Annotated in this window: 3 protein-coding genes; all 3 read right to left on the minus strand. The window is 75.7% G+C overall.

The window, feature by feature from the left end; genetic code table 11:
- Positions 1 to 7: 7 nt before the first annotated feature.
- Complete coding sequence (locus ACGFNF_RS19360) at positions 8 to 22,612, minus strand: type I polyketide synthase (RefSeq protein WP_393169504.1); 22,605 nt, start codon at positions 22,610 to 22,612, stop codon at positions 8 to 10.
- 324 nt (positions 22,613 to 22,936) lie between these two features.
- Positions 22,937 to 23,797, minus strand: coding sequence for a metallophosphoesterase (locus ACGFNF_RS19365; RefSeq protein ID WP_357580114.1), 861 nt, complete (start codon positions 23,795 to 23,797; stop codon positions 22,937 to 22,939).
- A gap of 246 nt (positions 23,798 to 24,043) precedes the next feature.
- Positions 24,044 to 24,667 (minus strand): phosphopantetheine-binding protein, encoded by a 624-nt coding sequence (locus ACGFNF_RS19370; RefSeq protein ID WP_393169506.1) that lies wholly within the window; start codon positions 24,665 to 24,667, stop codon positions 24,044 to 24,046.
- Positions 24,668 to 24,702: the final 35 nt, after the last annotated feature.

Consider the following 24,702-nt stretch of genomic DNA (forward strand, 5'->3'; position numbering starts at 1 on the left):
ACAACGGTCAGGAATCGGTTCCGTCAAGCGCCAGCCTGACGAGGGCGTCGGTGTCGAGGTCGTCGAGGTCCAGGTCCTCGTCGGTGGACTCGTCACCGTCGCCGCCGTCGGCGTCGGCGAGGTTGAGCAGCAGGTCCAGCAGCCCGGCCTCCCGCAGGCGGGTCAGCGGGATCGCCGCGAGCGCCTGCCGGACGGCCGCCTCCGCCGGGTCGCCGCCGTCCGCCTGTGCCCCCTCGGGCAGCAGGCCGTCGAGCAGGTTCTCGGCGAGCACGGCCGGGTTCGGGTAGTCGAAGACGAGGGTCGCCGGCAGCGGCAGGCCGGTGGCCCCGGTCAGCCGGTTGCGCAGCTCGACCGCCGTCAGCGAGTCGAACCCGAGCTCCTTGAAGGCGCGCTGCGGCTTGACCCGGTCCGTGCCCGAGTGGCCGAGCACGGCGGAGGCGTGGGTGCGGACGAGGTCGACCAGGTGCCGGACCCGCTCGGGCCGGGGCAGCGTGAGCAGGTGCTCCCGCAGGGCGTCGACGGCCCCGCCGGGCTGCTGCTGCCCGGCCTGGGCGTGCAGCGCCTCGCGGGCCTCGGCGATGTCGTCGAGCAGCGGCCGGGGGCGGGCCGAGGCGTACGCCGGGGCGAAGACCGCCCAGTCGACGTCCACCACGGTCAGCGCCGCCCGGGGCAGGCCCACGGCGTACCGCATGGCGTGCACGGCGTCGGCCGGTGCCATGGCGGTCAGGCCGCGCCGGGCCAGCAGCTGCTGGGCCTCGCCGGTGGCCATGCCGCCGTCGGCCCACGGCCCCCAGGCCACGGAGGTCGCCGGCAGGCCCCGCCCGCGACGCTGCTCCGCGAGCGCGTCCAGGAAGGCGTTGCCGGCGGCGTACGCGGACTGACCGCCGCTGCCCCACACCCCGGCGATCGAGGCGAACAGCACGAAGGCGTCCAACGGCCGGTCGGCGAGCAGCGCGTCCAGGTGCACCGCGCCGGCGACCTTGCCGTCGAGCACGCCGGCGAACGCGGCCAGGTCGGTGTCGGCGATCAGGCCGGGCTCGCCGGCGCCCGCCGCGTGGACCACGGCCGTCAACGGCGCGGGGTCCTCGTCGAGCCGGGCCAGCAGTGCCGCCACCTGGTCGCGGTCGGCCACGTCGCAGGCCACGACCGACGCCCGTACGCCCTGCGCGGTCAGCTCGTCGCGCAGCTCCGTCGCCCCGGGGGCGCGCTCGCCCCGGCGGCTGGTCAGCACGACGTGCGCGGCGCCGTTGGCCGCCGCCCAGCGGGCGACGTGGGCGCCCAGGGCGCCGGTGCCGCCGGTGACCAGCACCGTGCCGGACGGCCGCCACCGCTCCGCCGTGTCGGGGGCGGCGGGTGCCGCGCGGACCAGGCGGCGGACGAACACCCCGGAGGGGCGTACGGCCAGCTGGTCCTCGTCGCCGGCGCCGGTCACCACCCGCGCCAGCCGGTCCCACGCCGTCGCGTCGACCTGCTCGGGCAGGTCCACCAGCCCACCCCAGAGCTGGGGGTGTTCCAGGCCCGCCACGAGCCCGAGGCCCCACAGCCCGCTCTGGGCGACGCCGTGCACCGCGTCCCCGTCGCCGGTGCTGACCGCGCCCCGGGTCAGGCACCACAGCCGGGTCGTCGCCCCGGCGTCGTGCAGGGCCTGGAGCAGCAGCAGCGTGGCGGCCGTCCCGACCGGTACGGCCGGGTGGGCGGGGTGCGGCTGGTCGCGGAGGCCGAGCAGGGACAGCACGCCGGTGACGGGTCCGTCGGCCAGCGCGTCGGCCAGCCGGCGGGCGAGTTCCGCCCGGTCGGTGCCGACCGGGTCGACGGTCAGCCGGACCACGTCGGCGCCGACCTCGGCGAGGGCCTTGGTGACCGCCTCCGCGCGGGTGCCGTCCGTCAGGTCGTCCTCCGCCGTCACGAGCAGCCACACGCCGGGCCGCGCCGGCTCGGCGGTGATGTCGGTCCGCTTCCAGCCGACCCGGTACGACCACGCGTCCACGACCGCCCGCCGCGTACGCGCCCGGTGCCAGGTCGACAGGACCGGCAGGGCCGGGGTGAGGGCGTCCAGGACGGCGCCGTCGTCGCCGAACTGCGTGGCGAGGGCGCTCAGGTCGCCCTGCTCGACGGCGGCCCAGAAGTCGGCGTCGACGCTGTCGGTCGTCCTCGTACGCGGCCGACTCACCGGCTCCGGCCAGTAGCGCTGGTGCTGGAAGGTGTACGTCGGCAGGTCGACCCGCCGCGGCCCGCTGTCGGTGAACCACTCCTGCCAGGTCACCGGCACGCCGTGCACGTGCAGTTCCGCCAGCGCGCCGAGCAGCGCCTGGGCCTGCGACCGGTCCCGACGCTGGGTGGCGACCGCCAGGACGTCGTCGTCGTCCGGCAGGATGTCCGCCGCCATCGCGGTCAGCACGCTCTGCGGGCCGATCTCCAGGAAGGTGTCCACCCCGGCGGCCCGCAGGGCGGCGACCCCGTCGGCGAAGCGGACGGCCTCCCGCACGTGGCGCACCCAGTAGTCGACGGTGCGGATCTCGTCGGCGTCGGCGAGCGCCCCGGTCACGTTCGACACGACCGGCAGCGCCGGCGCGGCGAACGTCAGCCCGTCCAGGACCGTCCGGAACTCGGCGAGCATCGGCTCCATCAGCGGGCTGTGGAACGCGTGGCTGACGGCGAGCCGGCGCGTGCGTACGCCCCGGTCCCGCCAGTCGCGCTCGATCTCGTCGAGGGCCTCCACCGCGCCGGACACGACGATCGACGTCGGCCCGTTCACCGCCGCGACACCGACCCGGTCGGCCAGGCCGGCGATCGACTCGACCACCGCGGCCTCGTCGGCGGCCACGGCCAGCATCCCGCCGCCGGCCGGCAGCGCCTGCATCAACCGACCCCGCGCGGCCACGAGGGCGCACGCGTCGGCCAGGGACAGCACCCCGGCCACGTACGCGGCCGTCACCTCGCCGATCGAGTGACCGGCGACCATGTCGGGCACGATGCCGAACGACTCCACCAGCCGGAACAGCGCCACCTCGACGGCGAAGAGCCCGGCCTGCGTGAAGACGGTCTGGTCAAGCAGTTCCGCCTCTTCCGTACCCGCCTCGGCGAACAGCACCTCCCGCAGCGCCCCAGGCAGCAACGGGTCGAGGTGTCCGCACACCTCGTCCAGGGCGGTGGCGAACACCGGGAACGCCTCGGACAGCTCCCGGCCCATGCCGGCGCGCTGCGCGCCCTGGCCGGAGAACACCAGCGCCAGCTGGCCCCGGGGCCCACCCGGGCCCACGAAGACCCCGCCGGAGGGCTCACCCGCCGCCAACGCCGCCAGGCCCGCCAGCAGCTCGTCGCGGCCCGTCCCGGCCACCACCGCACGATGTTCCAGCACCGACCGGGACACCACGCTCGACCACGCCACGTCCAGCGGGCGTACGCCGCCGTCGGCGGCCAGCGAGCTCGCCCAGCGGCCCGCCTGCGCGGCCAGCGACGCGCCGTCGCGGGCCGACAGCAGCACCGGCACCAGCGGCGGTACGTTCCCGGCGACGATCTCGCCCTCGACCAGCTCGGCCGGCGGCTGCTCGATGATCACGTGCGCGTTCGTGCCGGAGATGCCGAACGACGACACCGCCGCCCGACGCGGCCGGTCCACGGCCGGCCACGGCGTCGCCTCGGTGGTGAGGGCCACCGCCCCGGCCGACCAGTCCACGTGCGGCGACGGCTCGTCCACGTGCAACGTCGACGGGACGACGCCGTGCCGCATCGCCATGACCATCTTGATCACACCGGCCACACCGGCGGCCGCCTGCGTGTGCCCGATGTTCGACTTCACCGACCCCAACAACAGCGGCCGATCCTGCGGACGCTCCTGCCCGTACGTCGCCAACAACGCCTGCGCCTCGATCGGGTCACCAAGCGTCGTGCCCGTGCCGTGCGCCTCGACGGCGTCCACGTCTGCGGTGGTCAACCGCGCGTTCGCCAGCGCCTGCCGGATCACCCGCTGCTGCGACGGGCCGTTCGGGGCCGTCAGCCCGTTCGACGCACCGTCCTGGTTCACCGCCGTGCCCCGCACGACCGCGTAGATGCGCCGCCCCTCCCGCTGGGCGTCGGAGAGGCGCTGCACCAGCAGCACGCCGACGCCCTCGGACCAACCCGTGCCGTCGGCCGACGCCGCGAACGACCTGCACCGGCCGTCGGCCGACAGGCCCCGCTGCCGGGAGAACTCGATGAACGTGCCAGGCGTCGCCATCACCGTCACACCACCGGCCAGGGCCAGATCGCACTCACCCGAGCGCAACGCCTGCACCGCCAGGTGCAGCGCCACGAGGCTCGACGAGCACGCCGTGTCGACGCTGACCGCCGGGCCCTCCAGGCCGAACGTGTACGCCACCCGACCCGACAGCACGCTGCCCGAGTTGCCGGTGCCGACGTAGCCCTCGACCTCGCCGGCCAGCTCCATGAGCCGGTTCGCGTAGTCGTGGTACATCACGCCGGCGAACACGCCCGTCCGGCTGCCCCGCAGCCGCGACGGGTCCAGCCCCGCCGACTCGAACGTCTCCCACGACGCCTCCAGCAGCAACCGCTGCTGCGGGTCCATGGCGAGGGCCTCGCGGGGCGAGATGCCGAAGAACGCGGGGTCGAACGCGCCGGCGTCGTACAGGAAACCGCCGTGCCGGGTGTACGACGTCCCGGGGTGGTCCGGATCGGGGTGGAAGAGCGTGTCGAGGTCCCAGCCGCGGTCGGCCGGGAACTCGCCGACGCCCTCCCCGCCGGTGCTGACCAGCTTCCACAGCTGCTCGGGTGACTGGACGCCGCCGGGGTAGCGGCAGGCCATGCCCACGATCGCGATCGGCTCGTCGGCGTCGCCGCCGGCCGGCTCGTCGGAGACGACGGCGGCGAGCCGTTCGCCGACCAGTTCCGCGTACACGTGGGCGGTCAGGGCCTGCGGGGTCGGGTAGTCGAACACCAGGGTCGAGGCCAGCCGCAGGCCGGTCGCGCCGTTGACCCGGTTGCGCAGCTCGACGGCTGTCAGCGAGTCGAAGCCCAGCTCCCGGAACGCCCGGTCGGCCGGCACCGCCTCGGCGCCGCCGTGCCCCAGCACCTGCGCGACGAGACCGCGCACCAGCTGGTCGACCTCGGTGAGGCCGTTCTCCTCGCTGAGCCTGGCGAGCCGGTCGGCCCAGCCGTCACCGCCCTTGCCCGCCTGGCGGCGGGTGTTCGCCGTGCCGATGAGGACCCGCAGCATGGGCGGGACCATCCCGCCAGAGGCCGCCGAGCGCAGCGCGGGCACGTCGATCACGGCCGGCACCAGGGCCGGCCGGTCGGCGCCCAGGGCGGCGTCGAACAGCTCCAGACCGGTCCGGGCGTTCATGCCCCGGAGGCCGGCGCGTGCCGACCGGGCCCGCTCGACGCCACCGATCGACGCGGCCATGCCGGCGGTGTCCCACATGCCCCACGCCAGGCTGACCGCGGGCAGGCCCGACTTGCGCCGCCACACCGCCAGCCCGTCCAGGAACGCGTTGGCCGCCGCGTACGCCGACTGCCCCGGCGAACCCAGCACCCCCGCCACCGACGAGAACACCACGAACAGGTCCAGATCCGGCGCGAGGGACGCCGTCGCCTCGTGCAGGAACCACCCGGCCGACACCTTCGGCGCCAACACCCCGGCCAGCCGCTCCGCCGTCAGCCCCTCCACGACACCGTCGTCCAGGACACCGGCCGTGTGCACCACGCCCGCCAGGCGACCCTCGGCGCCGATCTCCGCCACCAGGCCGAACACCTGGTCCCGGTCCGTCACGTCACAGGCGACGATCCGCACGTCGGCGCCCAGCGCGGTCAACCGCCCGGTCAGCTCGCCGGCATTTTCGGCCTCCGGGCCGCGCCGCGACACCAACACCAGCGACCGCACGCCGTGCACCGACACCAGGTGCTCCGCGACCAGCGCACCGAGCGCACCCGTACCGCCGGTCACCAGCACCACGCCGTCACCGACGGCCGGCGCCTGCGCCGACGCCGGGACCACCGCACGGACCAGGCGCGGCACGAAGACCTCGCCGCCACGGACGGCCACCTGGCCGCCGGTCGGGTCCGCCGCGTAGCGGGTCAGGGTGCCCAGCATGCCGGGGTTCACGCCACGGTCCACGTCGGCCAGGACGATGCGGCCCGGGTGCTCGGACTGCGCCGAGCGCAGCAGACCCCACACCGCCGCGGCGGCCGGATCCGTCACCTGGTCCTCGTCGCCGACGGACACGGCGCGTCGGGTGACCACCACCAGTTTCGACTCCGCCAGGACGTCGGCGGCCAGCCACGCCTGCACGAGGCCCAGCACGTCCGCCGTCATGGCCCGGGCCCGCTGCGCCGCGTCGACGTCGCCGGCGTCCGGTCCGGTCGGCGTGAACAGCAGTCGGCGCGGCGGTGTGGTGCCGGTGTCGATCGCGGCCAGCAGCTGCCTGATCGTCTCGGCGGAGGGACCGCCGGGAACGCCCGGCAGGGCCGGACCGCCCAGCACCGCCCAACCCGAGACGTCGTCGACCGGTTCGGTCTCCTCCGCCTGCCAGACCACCTCGAACATCGACCGGGACGCCACACCCGCCGTGGCCGTGCCAGCCAGCTCACGCAGGACGAGGGAGTCCACCGAGACCACCGGCGCGCCCACCTCGTCGCACGCCACCAGCCGCACGCCGGCGGCGCTGCGGGACAACCGGACCCGCAGCACGCTGGCACCGGCGGCGTGCACCTGCACGCCCTCGAACGCGAAGGGAACCCGTGGCCCGCCCGGCTCCTCGCCGAGCAGCAGGGCGACCGGGTGCAGGGCCGCGTCCAGCAGCGCCGGGTGCACCCCGAACCGGTCGATGCCCGCCACCGCGTCGTCCGGCAGGACCACCTCGGCGAACACCTCGCCGTCGCCCACCCACGCGCGTCGCAGACCCTGGAACACCGGCCCGTACGCCAGGCCGCGCGCGACGAGCGCCGGGTACCAGCCCGCCAGGTCGACCTCGGTCGCGCCGACCGGCGGCCAGGTGCCCGTCCTCGGCTCGTCCGCCGTCGCCGGCTCCAGCACACCCTCGGCGTGCTGGAGCCAGCCCGCCTCGGGGTCGTCGTCAGGGCGCGAGTAGACGGCGACGGGACGCTGCGACGCCTCGCCCGCCGACACCCGGACCTGGATCCGCACGGCGCCCGCGTCGGGAAGCACCAGCGGCGTCAGCACCGCCAGGTCACGCAGCCGGGACACGCCCGCCTCGTCGCCCGCGCGCACGGCCAGTTCCACCAGCGCCGTGCCGGGGACCAGCGGCACGCCCGAGACCACGTGGTCGGCCAGCCAGGGGTGGGTGGCCAGCGACAGCCGGCCGGTCAGCACCACCTCGTCGTCGCCGGCGAGGTCGACCGCCGCGCCGAGCAGGCCGTGCCCCGCCACACCGAGGCCCGCGCCGCTGACGTCACCGGCCCGCAGCCGCCCCACCGCCGGCCAGAACCGCTGCCGCTGGAACGGGTACGTCGGCAGGTCCACCGGGCGGGTCGCGGTGCCCGGCAGGAGGTCGGTCCAGGTGACCGGCACGCCGTGCACGTGCAGCTCCGCCAGCGCGTTCATCAGCGACACAGGTTCCGGGCGGCCCGGGCGCAGGCTCGCCACGACGGCCGCCGGGAGGGTTTCGCCGTCGTCGGGCAGGCAGCCGCGCACCATGCCGGCGAGCACCGCGTCGGGGCCCAGTTCGAGGAAGACCCGGACGTTGCGCGTACGCAGGCTGGCGATCCCGTCGGCGAACCGGACGGTCTCGCGCACGTGCCGGACCCAGTAGTCGGGGGTGCCGATCTCGTCGGGGTCGGCGACCTCGCCCGTCAGGTTCGACACGATCGGCAGGGTCGGCCAGTGGAACGTCAGGGTGTCGAGCACCTGCCGGAACTCGCGCAGCATCGGCTCCATCAGCGGGCTGTGGAAGGCGTGGCTGACGTTCAGCCGGCGGGTGCGTACGCCCCGGTCCTGCCAGGTCCGCTCCACCTCGTCGAGGGCCCCAACCTCGCCGGAGACCACCACGGCGGTCGGGGCGTTCACCGCCGCGACGCCGAGCCGGTCGGTGAGCCCGGCCAACGACTCCACGACGGCCTGTTCGTCGGTGCCGACCGCGAGCATCCCGCCGCCCTGCGGCAGGGCCTGCATGAGCCGGCCACGGGCCCCGACCAGCGCGCAGGCGTCGGCGAGGCTGAACAGCCCGGCGACGTGGGCGGCGGCCACCTCGCCGATCGAGTGCCCGGCCACCAGGTCCGCCCGGACGCCGAACGACTCGACCAGCCGGAACAGGGCCACCTCGACGGCGAACAGCCCGGCCTGGGTGAACACGGTCTGGTCCAGCAGCTCCGCCTCCGGCGTGCCCGCCTCGGCGAACAGCACCTCGCGCAGCGGACGGGGCAGGTGCTGGTCCAGGTGCCCGCACACCTCGTCGAGGGCGGTGGCGAAGGCCGGGTGGGCGTCGTACAGCTCGCGCCCCATGCCGGGACGCTGGGCGCCCTGGCCGGAGAAGAGGATCGCGGTACGTCCGCCGCGGGCCACGCCGTGGACGACGGCGGCCGAGGGCTGCTCGTCGGCCACCGCGTCGAGGGCGGTGAGCAGGTCCTCGCGGTCCCGGGCCAGCAGCACCACGCGGTGTTCGAAGGCCGTGCGGCGGGTGGCGAGCGCGTGGGCGACGTCGGCGAGCGTCAGGTCCGGTTCGTCGTCCAGCAGGCCCCGCAGCCGGCGTGCCTGCTCGCGCAGGGCGGCGTCGTCGCGGGCCGACAGGACGCACGCGACGAGGTCGACGGGGGACGTCGCGGGCGGCCCGACGGGCGGCGGGACGAACTCCGGCGCCTGCTCGATGATCGTGTGCGCGTTGGTGCCGCTGATGCCGAACGACGACACCGCGGCCCGGCGCGGCCGGTCGACGGCCGGCCACGACCGGGCACCGGTGAGCAGGGCCACCGACCCGGCGGTCCAGTCGATGTGCGGCGACGGCTCGTCGGCGTGCAGGGTCGGCGGCAGCATCCCGTGCCGCATCGCCAACACCATCTTGATCACCCCGGCGACGCCCGCCGCCGCCTGGGCGTGACCGATGTTCGACTTGATCGAACCGAGCCACAGCGGCCGGTCCTGCGGCCGGTCCTGCCCGTACGTGGCCAGGAGGGCCTGCGCCTCGATCGGGTCGCCCAGCGCGGTGCCCGTGCCGTGCGCCTCGACGGCGTCGACGTCGCCCGGGGTCAGCCGGGCGTTCGCCAGCGCCTGCCGGATGACCCGCTGCTGCGCGGGGCCGTTCGGCGCGGTCAGGCCGCTGCTGGCCCCGTCCTGGTTCACCGCGCTGCCCCGCACGACGGCGAGGACGCGGTGGCCGTTGCGCTGCGCGTCGGAGAGGCGCTCCAGCAGGAGCATGCCGACGCCCTCGGCGAAGCCGGTGCCGTCGGCGCCCGCGCCGAAGGCCTTGCACCGACCGTCGGGCGACAGGCCGCGCTGCCGGGAGAACTCGGTGAGCATGCCGGGGGTGGACATCACGCTCACCCCGCCGGCGAGCGCGAGCCGGCACTCGTCCTGCCGCAGCGCCTGGGTGGCCAGGTGCAGCGCGACAAGCGACGACGAGCAGGCGGTGTCGACGGTGACCGCGGGACCTTCGAGGCCGAACAGGTAGGAGATACGTCCCGAGGCGACGCTTCCCGCGCTGCCGTTGCCGACGTAGCCGTCCACCTCGTCGGTCGTTCCGGCGGCCTGGGAGGCGTAGTCGTGGTAGATGAGCCCGACGTAGACACCGGTGCTGCTGCCCCGCGCCGAGTGCGGATCGATCCCCGCCCGTTCGAAGGCCTCCCAGGACGTCTCCAGCAGCAACCGCTGCTGCGGGTCCATGGCCAGCGCCTCCCGGGGCGAGATCCCGAAGAAGGCGGCGTCGAACTGGGCGGCGTCGTGCAGGAAGCCGCCCTGGCGGGGTACGGACGTGTCGTCCCCGCCGCTGGCCCTCAGGTCGTCCAGGTCCCAGCCCCGGTCGGTGGGGAACGGCGAGATGACGTCGGCGCCGGCGGTGACCACCTGCCAGAGCTGCTCGGGGGTCTGCACCTCGCCGGGGAAGCGGCAGGCCATGCCGATGATGGCGATCGGCTCGTCGAGCGCGGCGGCCGTACCGACCGCGGCCGGGCGGGCGGCGTCCGAACCGCCGCCCAGTTCCCGGTCGAGGAAGTCGGCGAGCACCGCGGGGGCCGGGTGGTCGAACGCCACGGTCGCGGGCAGCCGCAGCCCGGTCGCGGCGGAGAGCCGGTTGCGCAGTTCGACGGAGGTGAGCGAGTCGAAGCCCAACTCCTTGAAGGCGCGGTGGGGGTCGACGTTCTCCGCGGAGCGGTGCCCGAGCACGCTGGCGACGTTCGCGGCCACCAGGTCGAGCAGGTGGTTGCGCCGCTCGGCCGGGCTGAGCATCGCCAGGCGGTCCCGCACCGACGCGGTGTCGGCCGGGCCCCGACCCACCGCGCGGCGGGCCGGAGCGGAGGTGCGGACCAGGTCACGCAGCAGGCTGGGCACGGTGCCGCCGGCCGGGCGCGCGGTCGCCGGCGGCAGGTTCATGAGTACGAGGTGGGCGCTGCCGCGCTGCCGTGCCGCCTCGAAGAGCGCGACGCCCTGCTGGTCGGTCAGCGGGGCGCTGGTGGCGCGGATCGCCTTGCGGTGGTCGTTGCCGTGCAGGTGCGCGGTCATCGCGCTGCTGGTGGCCCACAGTCCCCAGGCGAGGCTGGTGGCGGGCAGCCCCTGCTGCCGGCGGTGCTGCGCGAGGGCGTCGAGGAACGCGTTCGCCGCCGCGTAGTTGCCCTGCCCCGGCGAGCCGAGGGTGGCCGCCACCGAGGAGAACAGCACGAACGACGACAGGTCCAGGTGCGCGGTCGCCTCGTGCAACGCCCAACCGGCGTCCACCTTCGGCGCCAGCACCGTACGCAGGGCGGACTCGTCCAACGAACCGATGGTCGCGTCGGCGATCACGCCGGCGGTGTGCACCACCGCGGTCAGCGGGTGCGCCGGGTCCACCAGTTCCAGCAGCCGGGTCACCTGCCGGGGGTCGGTCACGTCGGCGGTGCCGGCGGTGACCCGGGCACCGGCCCGGGTGAGCTCCTCGACCAGGTCCTGGTACTGCTCGGGGCCACGGCGCGAGGCCAGCAGCAGGTGCCGCGCCTGACCGGTGGCCACCAGGTGCCGGGCGAACACCCGGGCGAGGGCGCCTCCCGCGCCGGTGAGCAGCACGGTGCCGTCGGGGTCGGCGGGCGCGGGCACCCGCAGGACGACCTTGCCGATGTGGCGGGCCTGGCTGATGTGCCGCAGCGCCTGCCGGGCCTGACGCACGTCCCACGCCCGTACGGGCAGCGGACGCAGCGCGCCCCGCTGGAACAGGTCGAGGATCTCGGTCAGCATCTCGCCGATCCGCGGGTGCCCGGCCTCGTTCAGGTCGAACGCGCGGTAGCTGACGCCGGGGTGTTCGGTGGCGACCGTCTGCGGGTCGCGCACGTCGGCCTTGCCCATCTCCACGAACCGGCCACCGCGCGGCAGCAGCCGCAGCGACGCGTCGACGAACTCACCGGCCAGGGCGTCGAGCACCACGTCGACCCCGACGCCACCCGTGGCCGCGCCGAAGGTCTGCTCGAACTCCGTGGTCCGCGACGACGCGATCCGCTCCCCGGCCACCCCCAGGCCCCGCAGCACGCCCCACTTGCCGGGGCTGGCGGTGGCGTACACCGTCGCGCCCCAGTGCCGGGCGAGCTGGATGGCGGCCATCCCGACGCCACCGGCGCCGTTGTGGATCAGCACCGACTCGCCCGCCCGCAGGCCGGCCAGGTCGCGCAGCGCGTAGTACGCGGTCAGGAACACCACCGGCACCGACGCGGCCTGCGTGAAGGACCAGCCGGCGGGGATCTTCGCGACGAGGTCGCGGGCGGCGACCACCTCGGGGGCGAAGGCCGGCTCGAACATGCCGAGCACCCGGTCGCCGGGCGCCAGGTCGGTAACGCCGGGGCCGACCTCGACCACGACGCCCGCACCCTCGCTGCCCATCACAGCCGCCGGATCCGGGTACATGCCCAGGCCGATCAGCACGTCCCGGAAGTTCACGCCGGCCGCGCGCACCGCGACGCGCACCTGGCCGGCGTCCAGGGCGACGGGGGTGGCGGGCACCATGCCGATCCCGTCGAGGGTGCCGGGGCTCACCGCGCCGACCTGCCACAGCCCGGCCGGCGCGACGAGTTCGTCGGCGGCCTGGCCGGTGGGCCGGCCCAGGCGCGGGGTGCGCACCTCGTCGCCGCGTACGGCCACCTGGCCGCCGGTGGCCGACGGGTCCTCGGCCACCGCGGCCAGCACCGCGAGGACGGCCGGGGTGAGCGCGCCGTCGACGTCGGCGAGGACGATCCGGCCCGGGTGCTCCGACTGCGCCGAGCGCAGCAGGCCCCAGACCGTCGCGCCGGCCAGGTCACGCAGCGCGTCGGCCGGTGCGGCGAGCACCGCGCCGCGGGTCAGGACCACCAGCTTCGTGTCGGCCAGGGCCTCGGCGGCCAGCCAGGAGCGCAGCACGTCCAGCACCTGGGCGGTGACCGTGCCCACCAGGTCGGGCAGTCCGGAATCGGGCGTGTCCGCCCGGACCGGGAGCACCAGCGCGCGGGGCGCCTCGACCACGCCGCCGGAGATCGCCGTGACCAGGTCGTCGACGGTCGGGAACGCCGGCGTGGACAGGTCCGCCGGCACCTCGGTGTCGCCGAGCAGCATCCAGCCGGTGACGTCGCGCGCCGGCGTGACCCGCTCGGGCTGCCACGTCACCTCGAACAGCGCCCGCTCGGTGGGGTCCTGGCCGGCGGACGCGGTCATCTCCCGCAACGCGAGCGCGTCCACCGACACCACGGGCGCGCCCGACTCGTCGCCGGCCACCAGCCGCACCCGGGAACCCGTCCGGGTCAACCGCACCCGCAGTACCCGGGCCCCGGAGGCGTGCACCTGCACGCCCTCGAAGGCGAAGGGCACCCGCGGCCCGCCGGAGCGGTCCGCCAGCAGCAGTCCCACGGGGTGCAGCGCGGCGTCCAGCAGCGCCGGGTGCACGGCGAACCGGTCGGTGTCGACGGTCGCCTCGTCCGGCAACGCCACCTCGGCGTACGCGTGGTCGCCGGCGGCCCACAGTCGACGCAGCCCCTGGAACGACGGGCCGTAGGTCAGGCCCCGCTCCGCCAGCGCCGGATACCAGCCGGCGAGATCCACCTCGGGCACCCCGGCGGGCGGCCAGGCGCCCACCTCCGGCTCGTCGGCGGCGGGCTCCAGCACACCGTCGGCGTGCCGCGTCCACTCGGCCTCCGCGTCGCCGTCGGGCTGCGAGTGGACCGCCACCGACCGGACGCCGGAGCTGTCGGCCGCGCCGACGCGTACCTGCACGCGGACGGCACCGGCGGCGGGCAGCACCAGCGGCGCCGCCACCGTCAGTTCGCGTACCCGCGACGCACCCACCTCGTCGCCGGCGCGCACCACCAGTTCCACCAGCGCGGTGCCCGGCGCCAGCACCGCACCGCCGACCACGTGGTCCGCCAGCCACGGGTGCGTCGACACCGACAGCCGGCCGGTCAGCACGACCTCGTCGTCACCGGCGAGGCGTACCGCCGCGCCGAGCAGCGGATGTCCCGCCGCCCCCAGGCCCGCGCCCGACACGTCGCCGCCGGCGGAGTGGTCCACCGCCGGCCAGAACCGCTCCCGCTGGAAGGCGTACGTCGGCAGGTCGACGCCGGTGGCGCCGGAGCCGGCGAACACCGCCGCCCAGTCGACGGGCACCCCGGCGACGTGCAGGTCACCGAGGCCGGTCAGGAGCTGGTGCGGCCCGTTCTCGTCGCGGCGCAGCGAACCGACCACGACGCCCGCGTCGACGGCGCCGGTGGCCTTCTCCAGCGCGTCCTGCACCACCACCTTCAGCACGGGGTGCGGGCTGACCTCGACGAAGACCCGGAAGCCCTGGTCGATCAGCTCGTCCAGCACCGGCGCGAGCCGGACCGGTTCCCGCAGGTTGCGGTACCAGTAGCCCGCGTCGAGCTCGGCGGTGTCGATGGGCTCGCCGGTGACCGTCGAGTGGAAGGCCACCCCGGTCGAGCGGGAGTCGACCGTGCCGAGCGCCGCCACCAGGTCGTCGCGTACGGCGTCGACGTGGTCGCAGTGTGAGGCGTAGTCGACGGCGATCGCGCGGGCCCGGATGTCCCGCTCGGCGCAGTGCGCGAGCAGTTCGGCGACCGACGCCGCGTCACCGGAGACCACGGTCGCGGCGGCGCCGTTGAGGGCGGCCACGGAGAGGGTGCCCCGCCACCGCGCGATGAGCTGCTCGGTGTCGGCGGCCGGCAGCGGGACGGAGACCATGCCGCCCCGGCCCGAGATGGCCAGCAGGCCACGGCTGCGCGCCACGACGAGCCGTACCGCGTCGGCGAGGGTCAGCGCGCCGGCCGCGCAGGCCGCGGCGATCTCACCCTGCGAGTGCCCGACGACGGCGGCCGGCACGACGCCGCAGGAGCGCCAGAGCTGGGCGAGGGACACCATGACGGAGAAGAGCACCGGCTGGACCACGTCCACCCGGTCCAGGGGCGGCGCGCCGGGCGCCTCCCGGAGCACGTCGGTGAGGGACCAGTCCACCAGCCGGGACAGCTCCTCGGCGCACTCCCCCATCCGCTGCCGGAAGACCGGCGAGGTCTCCAGCAGGTCGAGCGCCATCCCCTTCCACTGGGAGCCCTGGCCGGGGAAGACGAAGACGACCTTCGACGCCGTGTCCGCGCCGGCCGGCGTGCCGTCGGCGGAGGCGAGGGCGGCCAGTCGGGCGGCCGCGTCGTCCCGGTCGGCGGCCACGACGACCGCCCGGTACGGGTGGTGGGCCCGCTGCGCGGCCAGGGAGAACCCGAGGTGCCGCAGGTCCAGGTCGGCGTCGCCGGCCAGCCGTTCGCCGATCCGGGCGGCCTGCGCCCCGAGCGCGCGGGGGCTGCGGCCGGAGACCAGCAGGGGTACGGCCGCGGGGCCGACCAGGCCGGGGAGGTCCCCCGCCGGCGGGGTCGTCGCCGGGGCCGGCTCGTCGGGCGCCTGCTCGATGATGGTGTGCGCGTTGGTGCCGCTGATGCCGAACGACGACACGGCGGCCCGGCGCGGCCGCTGCACCGCCGGCCACGGACGGGCCTCGGTGAGCAGGGCGACCGCCCCGGCGCTCCAGTCGACGTGGGGCGACGGCTCGTCCACGTGCAGGGTCGGCGGCAGCACGCCGTGCCGCATCGCCAGCACCATCTTGATCACGCCGGCCACCCCGGCCGCGGCCTGGGAGTGGCCGATGTTCGACTTGATTGAGCCGAGCCAGAGGGGCTCGGCGTCGGCGCGGTCCTGCCCGTAGGTGGCCAGCACCGCCTGCGCCTCGATGGGGTCGCCGAGGACGGTGCCGGTGCCGTGCGCCTCGACGGCGTCCACGTCGGCCGGGTTCAGCCGCGCGTTCTCCAGGGCCTGCCGGATCACCCGCTGCTGCGACGGGCCGTTCGGGGCGGTCAGCCCGTTGGACGCGCCGTCCTGGTTGATCGCGGAGCCGCGCAGTACGGCGAGCACCCGGTGCCCGTTGCGCCGGGCGTCGGAGAGGCGCTCCACGAGCAGCATGCCCACGCCCTCGGACCAGCCGGTGCCGTCGGCCCCGGCGGCGAACGCCTTGCACCGCCCGTCCGGGGCGAGGCCGCCCTGCCGGGAGAACTCGGAGAACATGCCGGGCTGCGCCATCAGCGCCACCCCGCCGGCCAGGGCCATGTCGCACTCGCCGCCGCGCAGCGCCTGGGCCGCGAGGTGCAGCGCCACCAGCGACGACGAGCAGGCGGTGTCGACGGTGACCGCCGGGCCTTCGAGGCCGAACATGTAGGCGACCCGCCCGGAGGCGACGCTGCCCGCCGTCCCGGTCAGCAGGTGCCCCTCGAGGCCGTCCAGGTCGTCACGGCCGCTGGTGGCGTAGCCGGAGGAGGCGGCCCCGATGAAGACACCGGTGGCGGTGCCGCCGAGCGCGGCGGGGTCGATGCGGGCGTACTCGAAGCTCTCCCAGGCGGTCTCCAGCAGCAGCCGCTGCTGCGGGTCCATGGCGAGGGCCTCGCGGGGGCTGATGTTGAAGAAGCCGGCGTCGAAGTCGGCCGCGTCGTAGAGGAAGCCGCCCTGGTCGGTGACGGTGCCGCCGGCCTGGTCGCCGTCGGTGCCGTACAGCCGGTCGAGGTCCCAGCCGCGGTCGGTGGGGAAGCCGCCGATGGCGTCGGACCCGGAGGTGACGAGCTGCCACAGCTGCTCGGGGGTGGCGACGCCGCCCGGGTAGCGGCAGGCCATGCCGATGATGGCGATCGGCTCGTCGGCGTCGGCGGTGACGACCGTACGGACGGTGGTGCCGGCGCCGGTGGCCCGGCCGAGCTGCGCGAACAGGTGCTCGGCGAGCCGGGCCGGGGTGGGGTGGTCGAAGGCCAGCGTGGCGGTCAGGCGCAGCCCGGTGGCGGCGCCCAGCCGGTTGCGCAGCTCCACCGAGGTCAGCGAGTCGAAGCCCAGGTCCTTGAAGGCGCGGGCGGCGGGGACAGCCTGTGCCGAGGCGTGCCCCAGCACCGTGGCGGCCTGGCCGCAGACGAGGTCGACGAGCGCCTGGCGGGCGTCCGCCTCGGACAGGCCGTCGAGCCGCTCACGCCACGACGCCCCGGCGCTCGGCCGGTCGGTGGCGGTGCGGCGTCGGCCGCCGCCGCGCAGCAGGTGCCGCATCAGCGGCGGTACGCCGCTCGCCTCGCCGGTGACGTGGAGGCGGGCTGCGACGACGACCGGTTGCACCGCCGGCAGGGCGGCGTCGAAGAGTTCGGCGCCCTCGGCCGGGGAGAGCCGGCTCATCCCGACCCGCCGCAGCCGCTGCTGGTCGTCGCCGTCGAGGTGCGCGGTCATCGTGCTGTCGGTGGCCCACATGCCCCAGGCGAGGCTGGTGGCGGGCAGCCCCTGCTGCCGGCGGTGCTGCGCGAGGGCGTCGAGGAACGCGTTCGCCGCCGCGTAGTTGCCCTGCCCCGGCGAGCCGAGGGTGGCCGCCACCGACGAGAACAACACGAACGCCGACAGGTCCAGGTGCGCGGTCGCCTCGTGCAACGCCCAGCCGGCGTCCACCTTCGGCGCCAGCACCGTACGCAGGGCGGACTCGTCCAACGAACCGATGGTCGCGTCGGCGATCACGCCGGCGGTGTGCACCACCGCCGTCAGCGGGTGCGCCGGGTCGATCCCGGCGACCAGCTCGGTGACCTGCGCGGAGTCGCTGACGTCGACGGCCACGGCGGTGACGTCGGCGCCCGCGTCGGTCAGCTCCCGGACCAGGGTGGCGTACGCGTCGTCCCGGCCGGGTGCGCGGCGGGAGGCCAGCAGCAGGCGGCGGGCCTGGCCGGTGGCGACGAGGTGCCGCGCGAGTACGCCGGCCAGGGTCCCGGCCGCGCCGGTGAGCAGCACGGTGCCGTCGGGGTCGGCGGGCGCGGGGATGCGCAGCACCACCTTGCCGACGTGGCGGGCCTGGCTGATGTGCCGCAGCGCCTGCCGGGCCTGACGCACGTCCCACGCCCGTACGGGCAGCGGGCGCAGCGCGCCCCGCGCGAAGAGGTCGAGGATCTCGGTGAGCATCTCGCCGATGCGGGTGCTGCCCGCCTCGTTGAGGTCGAACGCGCGGTACGTCACGCCCGGGTGTTCGGCGGCGACCGTCTCCGGGTCGCGCACGTCGGCCTTGCCCATCTCCACGAACCGGCCACCGCGCGGCAGCAGCCGCAGCGACGCGTCGACGAACTCACCGGCCAACGCGTCGAGCACCACGTCCACCCCGGCACCGCCGCTGGCCGCGCCGAAGACCTGCTCGAACTCCGTGGTCCGCGACGACGCGATCCGCTCCCCCGCCACCCCCAGGCCCCGCAGCACACCCCACTTGCCGGGGCTCGCCGTCGCGTGGACGGTGGCGCCGAGGTGGTGGGCGAGCTGGATGGCGGCCATGCCGACGCCACCGGCGCCGTTGTGGATCAGCACCGACTCGCCGGACCGCAGCCCGGCCAGGTCGCGCAGCGCGTAGTACGCGGTCAGGAAGACCAGGGGGACGGACGCCGCCTGGGTGAAGGACCAGCCGGCGGGCATCTTGGCGATGCGCTGGCGGTGGGCGACCGCCTGCGGGCTGAACCCGAGTTCGAACATGCCCATCACCCGGTCGCCGGGCGCCAGGTCGGTCACGCCGGGGCCGACCTCGACCACGACACCCGCACCCTCGCTGCCCATCACCGCCGCCGGATCCGGATACATGCCCAGGCCGATCAGCACGTCCCGGAAGTTCACGCCGGCCGCACGCACGGCGACGCGCACCTGCCCGGCGTCCAGGGCGACGGGCGTGGCGGGCACCATGCCGATCCCGTCCAGGGTGCCGGGAGTGACGGGGGCGAGGTGCCACGGCCCGGACGGCGGGGTCAGCTCGTCGCCCACCGGCCGCGCCAGCCTCGGCACGAGGGTGCGCTCGCCGCGCACCGCGAGCTGGCCGCCGGAGACCGACGGGTCGACGGCGGCGCCGGCCAGCACGGCGAGGGTCGCGGGGGTCAGCTCGCCCTCGACGTCGGCGAGGACGATCCGCCCCGGGTGCTCCGACTGCGCCGAGCGCAGCAGGCCCCAGACGGCGGCGGCAGCCAGGTCGGTGACCTGGTCGTCGTCCCCGGCGGCCACCGCGCCCCGGGTCACCACCACGAGCTTCGTGTCGGCCAGCGGCTCGGCGGCGAGCCAGGACCGCAGCACGTCCAGCACACCGCCGGTGACCGTCCGCACGGCCTCCGGCACGGCGACGCCGGGTTCGCCGGCGGGCACCGTCAGCAGCACCTGCCGGGCGGTGGCCCCGCCCGCCGCCAGGGCCGCCACGTCCGCGAAGACCGGCACCTCCGGCAGCGCTTCCGATGCCGGCCGGCCCAGCGCCGCCCACCCCGGAAGGTCGTCGACGCCGTCGATCTGCTCGGCCTGCCAGGCCACCTCGTACAGCGACCGGGCGGCGCCGCTCCGGGTCGCCGTCGCGGTCATCTCCCGCAGCACCAGGGAGTCCACCGACACCACCGGCGCGCCCGAGCCGTCGCCGGCGACCAGCCGCACCCCGGAGCCGTCCCGGGTCAGCCGCACCCGCAGCGTCCTGGCGCCCGAGGCGTGCACCTGCACGCCCTCGAACGCGAACGGCACGCGGGGCCCGCCCGCCGGCTCCGCCGCCAGCAGCAGGGCCACCGGGTGCAGGGCGGCGTCCAGCAGCGCCGGGTGCACCCCGAACGCGCCCGCGTCGCCGGCCGCGCCGTCCGGCAGCGCCACCTCGGCGTACGCCTCACCGTCGGCCGTCCAGGCCCGCAGCACGCCCTGGAACACCGGCCCGTACGACAGGCCGTGCTCCGCCAGCGCCGGATACCAGCCGGTCAGGTCCACCTCGGTCGCGCCCGCCGGCGGCCACGCGCCGACGCCCGGCTCGTCGGCCGACACCGGTTCGAGCACACCGTCGGCGTGCCGCGTCCACTCGGAGTCGTCGTCGTCCTCAGGCTGCGAGTACACGGAGACCGACCGAACGGCGGAGTCGTCGGCCGCGCCGACGCGCACCTGCACGCGTACCGCACCGGACTCCGGCAGCACCAGCGGCGCCGCCACGGTCAGCTCCCGTACGCGCGACGTGCCCACCTCGTCGCCGGCGCGCACCGCCAGCTCGACCAGTGCGGTGCCCGGCACCACCACGGCACCGCCGACCACGTGGTCCGCCAGCCACGGGTGCGTCGACGCCGACAGCCGGCCGGTCAGCACGACCTCGTCGTCACCGGCGAGGCGCACCGCGGCGCCGAGCAGCGGGTGCCCCGCCACGCCCAGGCCGGCACCCGACACGTCGCCGACGCGCCACGGCACCACCTCGGGCCAGAACCGCTCCCGCTGGAAGGCGTACGTGGGCAGCTCCACCCGCCGCGCCCCGGTGTCGGCGAACCACTCCTGCCAGGCGACCGGAACGCCGTGCACGTGCAGCTCGGCCAGCGCCGCCAGCAGCGCCTGCGCCTGCGGCCGGTCCCGGCGCTGGGCGGCGACGGTCAGCACGTCGTCGTCGGGCAGGGCGTCCGCCGTCATCGCGGTCAGCACGCTCTGCGGGCCGACCTCCAGGAACGTGTCGACCCCCGCGTCCCGCAGGGCCGCGATCCCGTCGGCGTAGCGCACCGCCTCACGCACGTGCCGCACCCAGTAGTCGGCGGTGCGGATCTCGTCGGCGTCGGCGAGCGCCCCGGTCAGGTTCGACACGATCGGCAGCGCGGGCGCGGCGAAGTCCAGCCGCTCGACGATGCCGCGGAAGCGCTCCAGCACCGGCTCCATCAGCGGGCTGTGGAACGCGTGGCTGACGCTCAACCGGCGGGTACGCACACCCCGGTCCCGCCAGGCCCGCTCCACCTCGTCCAGCGCGTCGACGGCGCCGGAGACCACGACCGAGGTCGGGCCGTTCACCGCCGCGACGCCGACCCGGTCGGTCAGCCCGGCGATCGACTCGACCACCGCCGCCTCGTCGGCGGCCACGGCGAGCATGCCGCCGCCGTCGGGCAGCGCCTGCATCAGCCGGCCCCGCGCCGCCACCAGCAGGCAGGCGTCCTGGAGGGACAGCACCCCGGCCACGTGCGCCGCGGCGATCTCGCCGATCGAGTGCCCGCCCACGAAGTCCGGCACCACGCCGAACGACTCCACCAGGCGGAACAGCGCCACCTCGACCGCGAACAGCCCGGCCTGGGTGAACGCGGTCTGGTCCAGCAGCTCCGCCTCGGCGGAACCCTCGGGAGCGAACAGCACCTCCTTCAGCGGGCGCGGCAGCACCCGGTCCAGGTGCCCGCACGCCTCGTCCAGCGCGACGGCGAAGACCGGGAACTCCGCGTACAGCTCCCGACCCATGCCGGCGCGCTGCGCGCCCTGGCCGGAGAAGAGCACCGCCAGCGGACCGCGGTCCCCGGCCTGGCCCGTGACCACCGTGCCCGACGGCGCTCCCGCCGCCAGGGACTCCAGGCCCGCCCGCAGGCCCGCGCGGTCCTCGGCGAGCACCACCGCACGCCGGTCGAGCGTCGAGCGGGACACCACCGAGGACCAGGCCACGTCGAGCGGGCGCGGCTCCTCGTCGTCGCCCAGCCAACGGGCCAGCCGGTCGGCCTGCGCGGACAGCGCGGCCGGCTGCGCGGCGGAGAGCAGCACCGGCGCGACGACGGGTCGGCGCGACGGCGCGGCCTCGTCGGCTGCCGGGTCGGGGGCCGGGGCCTGCTCCAGGATCAGGTGGGCGTTCGTGCCGCTCATGCCGAAGGACGACACGGCGGCCCGGCGGACGTGGTCGCCGCCCGCCCAGGGGCGCGCCTCGTCCAGCAGGGACACGGCCCCCGTCGACCAGTCGACGTGCGGGGACGGCCGGTCCACGTGCAGGGTAGGCGGCAGCACGCCGTGCCGCATCGCCATCACCATCTTGATGACGCCGCCGGCGCCGGCCGCGGCCTGGGGGTGGCCGATGTTCGACTTCAGCGACCCCAGCCACAGCGGCCGGTCGGCGGAGCGTCCCTGGCCGTACGTGGCGAGCAGCGCCTGCGCCTCGATCGGGTCGCCCAGCCGGGTGCCCGTGCCGTGCGCCTCGACCACGTCCACGTCGGACGGGCTGAGCCGGGCGTTCTCCAGCGCCTGCCGGATGACCCGCTGCTGCGAGGGGCCGTTGGGGGCGGTCAGGCCGCTGCTGGCGCCGTCCTGGTTGACGGCGCTGCCCCGGATCACCGCCAGGACGGGGTGACCGTTGCGCCGGGCGTCGGAGAGCTTCTCGACGAGCAGCATGGCGACGCCCTCGGACCAGCCGGTCCCGTCGGCGTCGGCGGAGAAGGCCTTGCACCGGCCGTCGGAGGCGAGCCCGCGCTGGCGGGAGAACTCGACGAAGGCGCCGGGCGTGGCGAGCACGGTGACGCCGCCGGCCACGGCGAGGGAGCACTCGCCGTCGCGCAGGGCCTGACCGGCGAGGTGCAGGGCGACCAGCGACGAGGAGCAGGCGGTGTCGATCGTGACGGCCGGGCCCTCCAGCCCGAAGGAGTACGCCAGCCGGCCGGACATGACGCTGGCGGCCGTGCCGGTGAGGACGTAGCCCTCCGTGCCCTCGGGTAGTTGCCGCAGCACCGACGTGTAGTCCTGCCCGGCGGTGCCGACGAACACCCCGGTACGGCTGCCCCGCACCGACGCGGCGTCGATGCCGGCCCGCTCGAAGACCTCCCAGGTCACCTCGAGCAGGAGCCGCTGCTGCGGGTCCATGGCCAGCGCCTCGCGCGGCGAGATGCCGAACAGGGTCGGATCGAACAGGCCGGCGTCGCGCAGGAAGCCGCCCCGGTTGCTGTAGGTGGTGCCGGGGTGGTCCGGGTCGGGGTCGTAGAGCCTGTCGAGGTCCCAGCCCCGGTCGTCGGGGAACGTGCCGGTGGCGTCCACCCCGCCCGCGACCAGCTCCCAGAGGTCCTCCGGCGAGGCGACCCCGCCGGGGAACCGGCAGGCCATCCCGACGATCGCGATCGGCTCCGCGTCCTCGTTCTCCAGCTCGGTCAGGCGCCGGCGCGCCAGGCGGAGCTCGGAGGTCACCCACTTCAGGTGTTCGAGGAGCTTGTCTTCGTCCGCCATGACCCACCCGCCCAGAGCTTGCTATCGATCGGAATCTGCCGATTCGTTGACCACACCACCGCCGACGGACCGGCTTCGTGCACAGGTGGGTGGAGACATGGCCGTCCGGCCAACGATCCCGACACCTGCTCCTGATTCCGGTTGTCGTGCCTGCTCAGGCGCCCGCCACGCCGGGCCGTCCCGCCGACACATGCCCGCCACCGTGACTGGACGGTACTGAGCGCCCATCACGCGCCCAACCCCTAGAGAACCCCTGATCGACCGGCCCGTGAGGACCGTCGCGGCGGGTCCCGGACAAAGCGGTGACCAGCATCGCGACGGCGCTCAGGCGGGCTGTCCGGCGGCCGCCGGCAGGATGCGGCGCAGCCGCCCCGGAGGCGTCGAGCGGCGACGCCACTCCCGTGGGTAGCCCACCGAGACCTCTTCGAACCGGACCCCGTCGTACCAGGTGGTGCGCGGGATGTGCAGGTGGCCGTAGACAGCGACGCGGGCGTCGAACCGGACGTGCCAGTCGGCGGTGGCCTCGGTGCCGCACCACTGCGCGAACTCCGGGTACCGCAGGATCCGGGTGGGTTCGCGGACGAGCGGGAAGTGGTTGACCAGGACGGTGGGCAGCCCGTTGCGTTCGGCGGTGAGCCGGCGCTCGGTCAGGGCCAGCCGCGCCCGGCACCAGGCGTCGCGCGTCGGGTACGGGTCCGGATGCAGCAGGATCTCGTCGGTGCAGACCACGCCGACCTCGTGGGCCCGCGCCAGGGCCTGCTCCTTCGTGTACGTCCCGGCCGGCCGGAAGCTGTAGTCGTAGAGCAGGAACAGCGGCGCGATCAGGACCGGGTCGTCGCCCTGCGGGTCCCAGACGGGGTACGGGTCCTCCGGAGTCACCACCCCGAGCCCGCGGCACAGCTCCACCAGGTGCTGGTAGCGCGCGTCTCCCCGCAGCTGGATCGGGTCCTCGCGGGGGGTCCAGAGCTCGTGGTTGCCGGGGGCCCAGATCACCTTGGCGAACCGGTTGCTGAGCAGTCCCAGCGCCCACTCGATGTCGGCGACGAACTCCCCGACGTCGCCGGCGACGATGAGCCAGTCGCCGTCGCGCTCCGGCCGCAGCCGCTCGACGATGGCCTTGTTCTCCGCGTGGACCACGTGCAGGTCACTGATGGCGAGCAACTGAGGCAGGCCGGATCCGGCCATGCGGACCTCCCGTCCATCCGGGGTACCGCACGCACCCACATCCGTACCGCTCGGCTGCCGGTGGGCAGGGCGAGACGGCCTGACGGGCTCCGACCCTACGGAGCCGGGCCCGCACCGGCACACCCCTAGACGGGGTCCGTGCACCCCTAGGCAGCCGCGCCTGCCCGACGGCGCCGGTCAGGCGTCCGGCGCCGTCGGGTGTCCCTTTCCCCGGCCCGTCCTGCCCGGGGGCTGGGGAGTGTCCGCTCAGGACTTGCCGAACTCCCGCTGGATGATGTCGAAGAGCTCGTCCCGGCTCGCCGACTCCAACTCCTGCGTGGCGGCCGGCGCGGGTGCGGTGGCGGCGGGTCGTCCCCGCCACCGGGCCAGCAGGTCCTCCAGCCGACCGACGACCGCGTCGTCGACCTGGTCGCCCGGCAGCCCGCCGAGGAGCTTGTCGAGGCGTTCGATCTCGGCCACGATCGGCAACGCCGGCTGCTCGGGCGCCAACTCGGCCCGCAGGTGACCGGCGAGCGCGTTCGGGGTGGGATGGTCGAAGACGAGGGTGGCGGGCAGTCCGATGCCCGTGGCGGCGGTCAGCCGGTTGCGCAGCTCCACGGCGGTGAGTGAGTCGAAGCCCAGCTCGAGGAAGCCGCGGGCGGGCCTGATCCCGCTCGGCGTAGCGTGTCCCAGCACCGCCGCGGCGGTGCCGCGGACCAGGTCGAGCAGGATGCGGTCGCGCTCCGGCCCGGAGGCGGCGGCGAGCCGCTCGCGCAGCGCCGACGCCGCGCCGCGGTCCTCGCCCTTCGGCGTCTCCTCGGCCTGTGCGGGCTGTGCCTCGGGGATGTCGGTGAACAGACGCGACGGACGCAACGCCGTGAACGACGGCACAAACCGATCCCACCGCACATCCGCCACCACCACCT

This window comes from Micromonospora sp. NPDC048868, from assembly GCF_043198195.1.
Lineage (GTDB): Bacteria > Actinomycetota > Actinomycetes > Mycobacteriales > Micromonosporaceae > Micromonospora > Micromonospora reichwaldensis.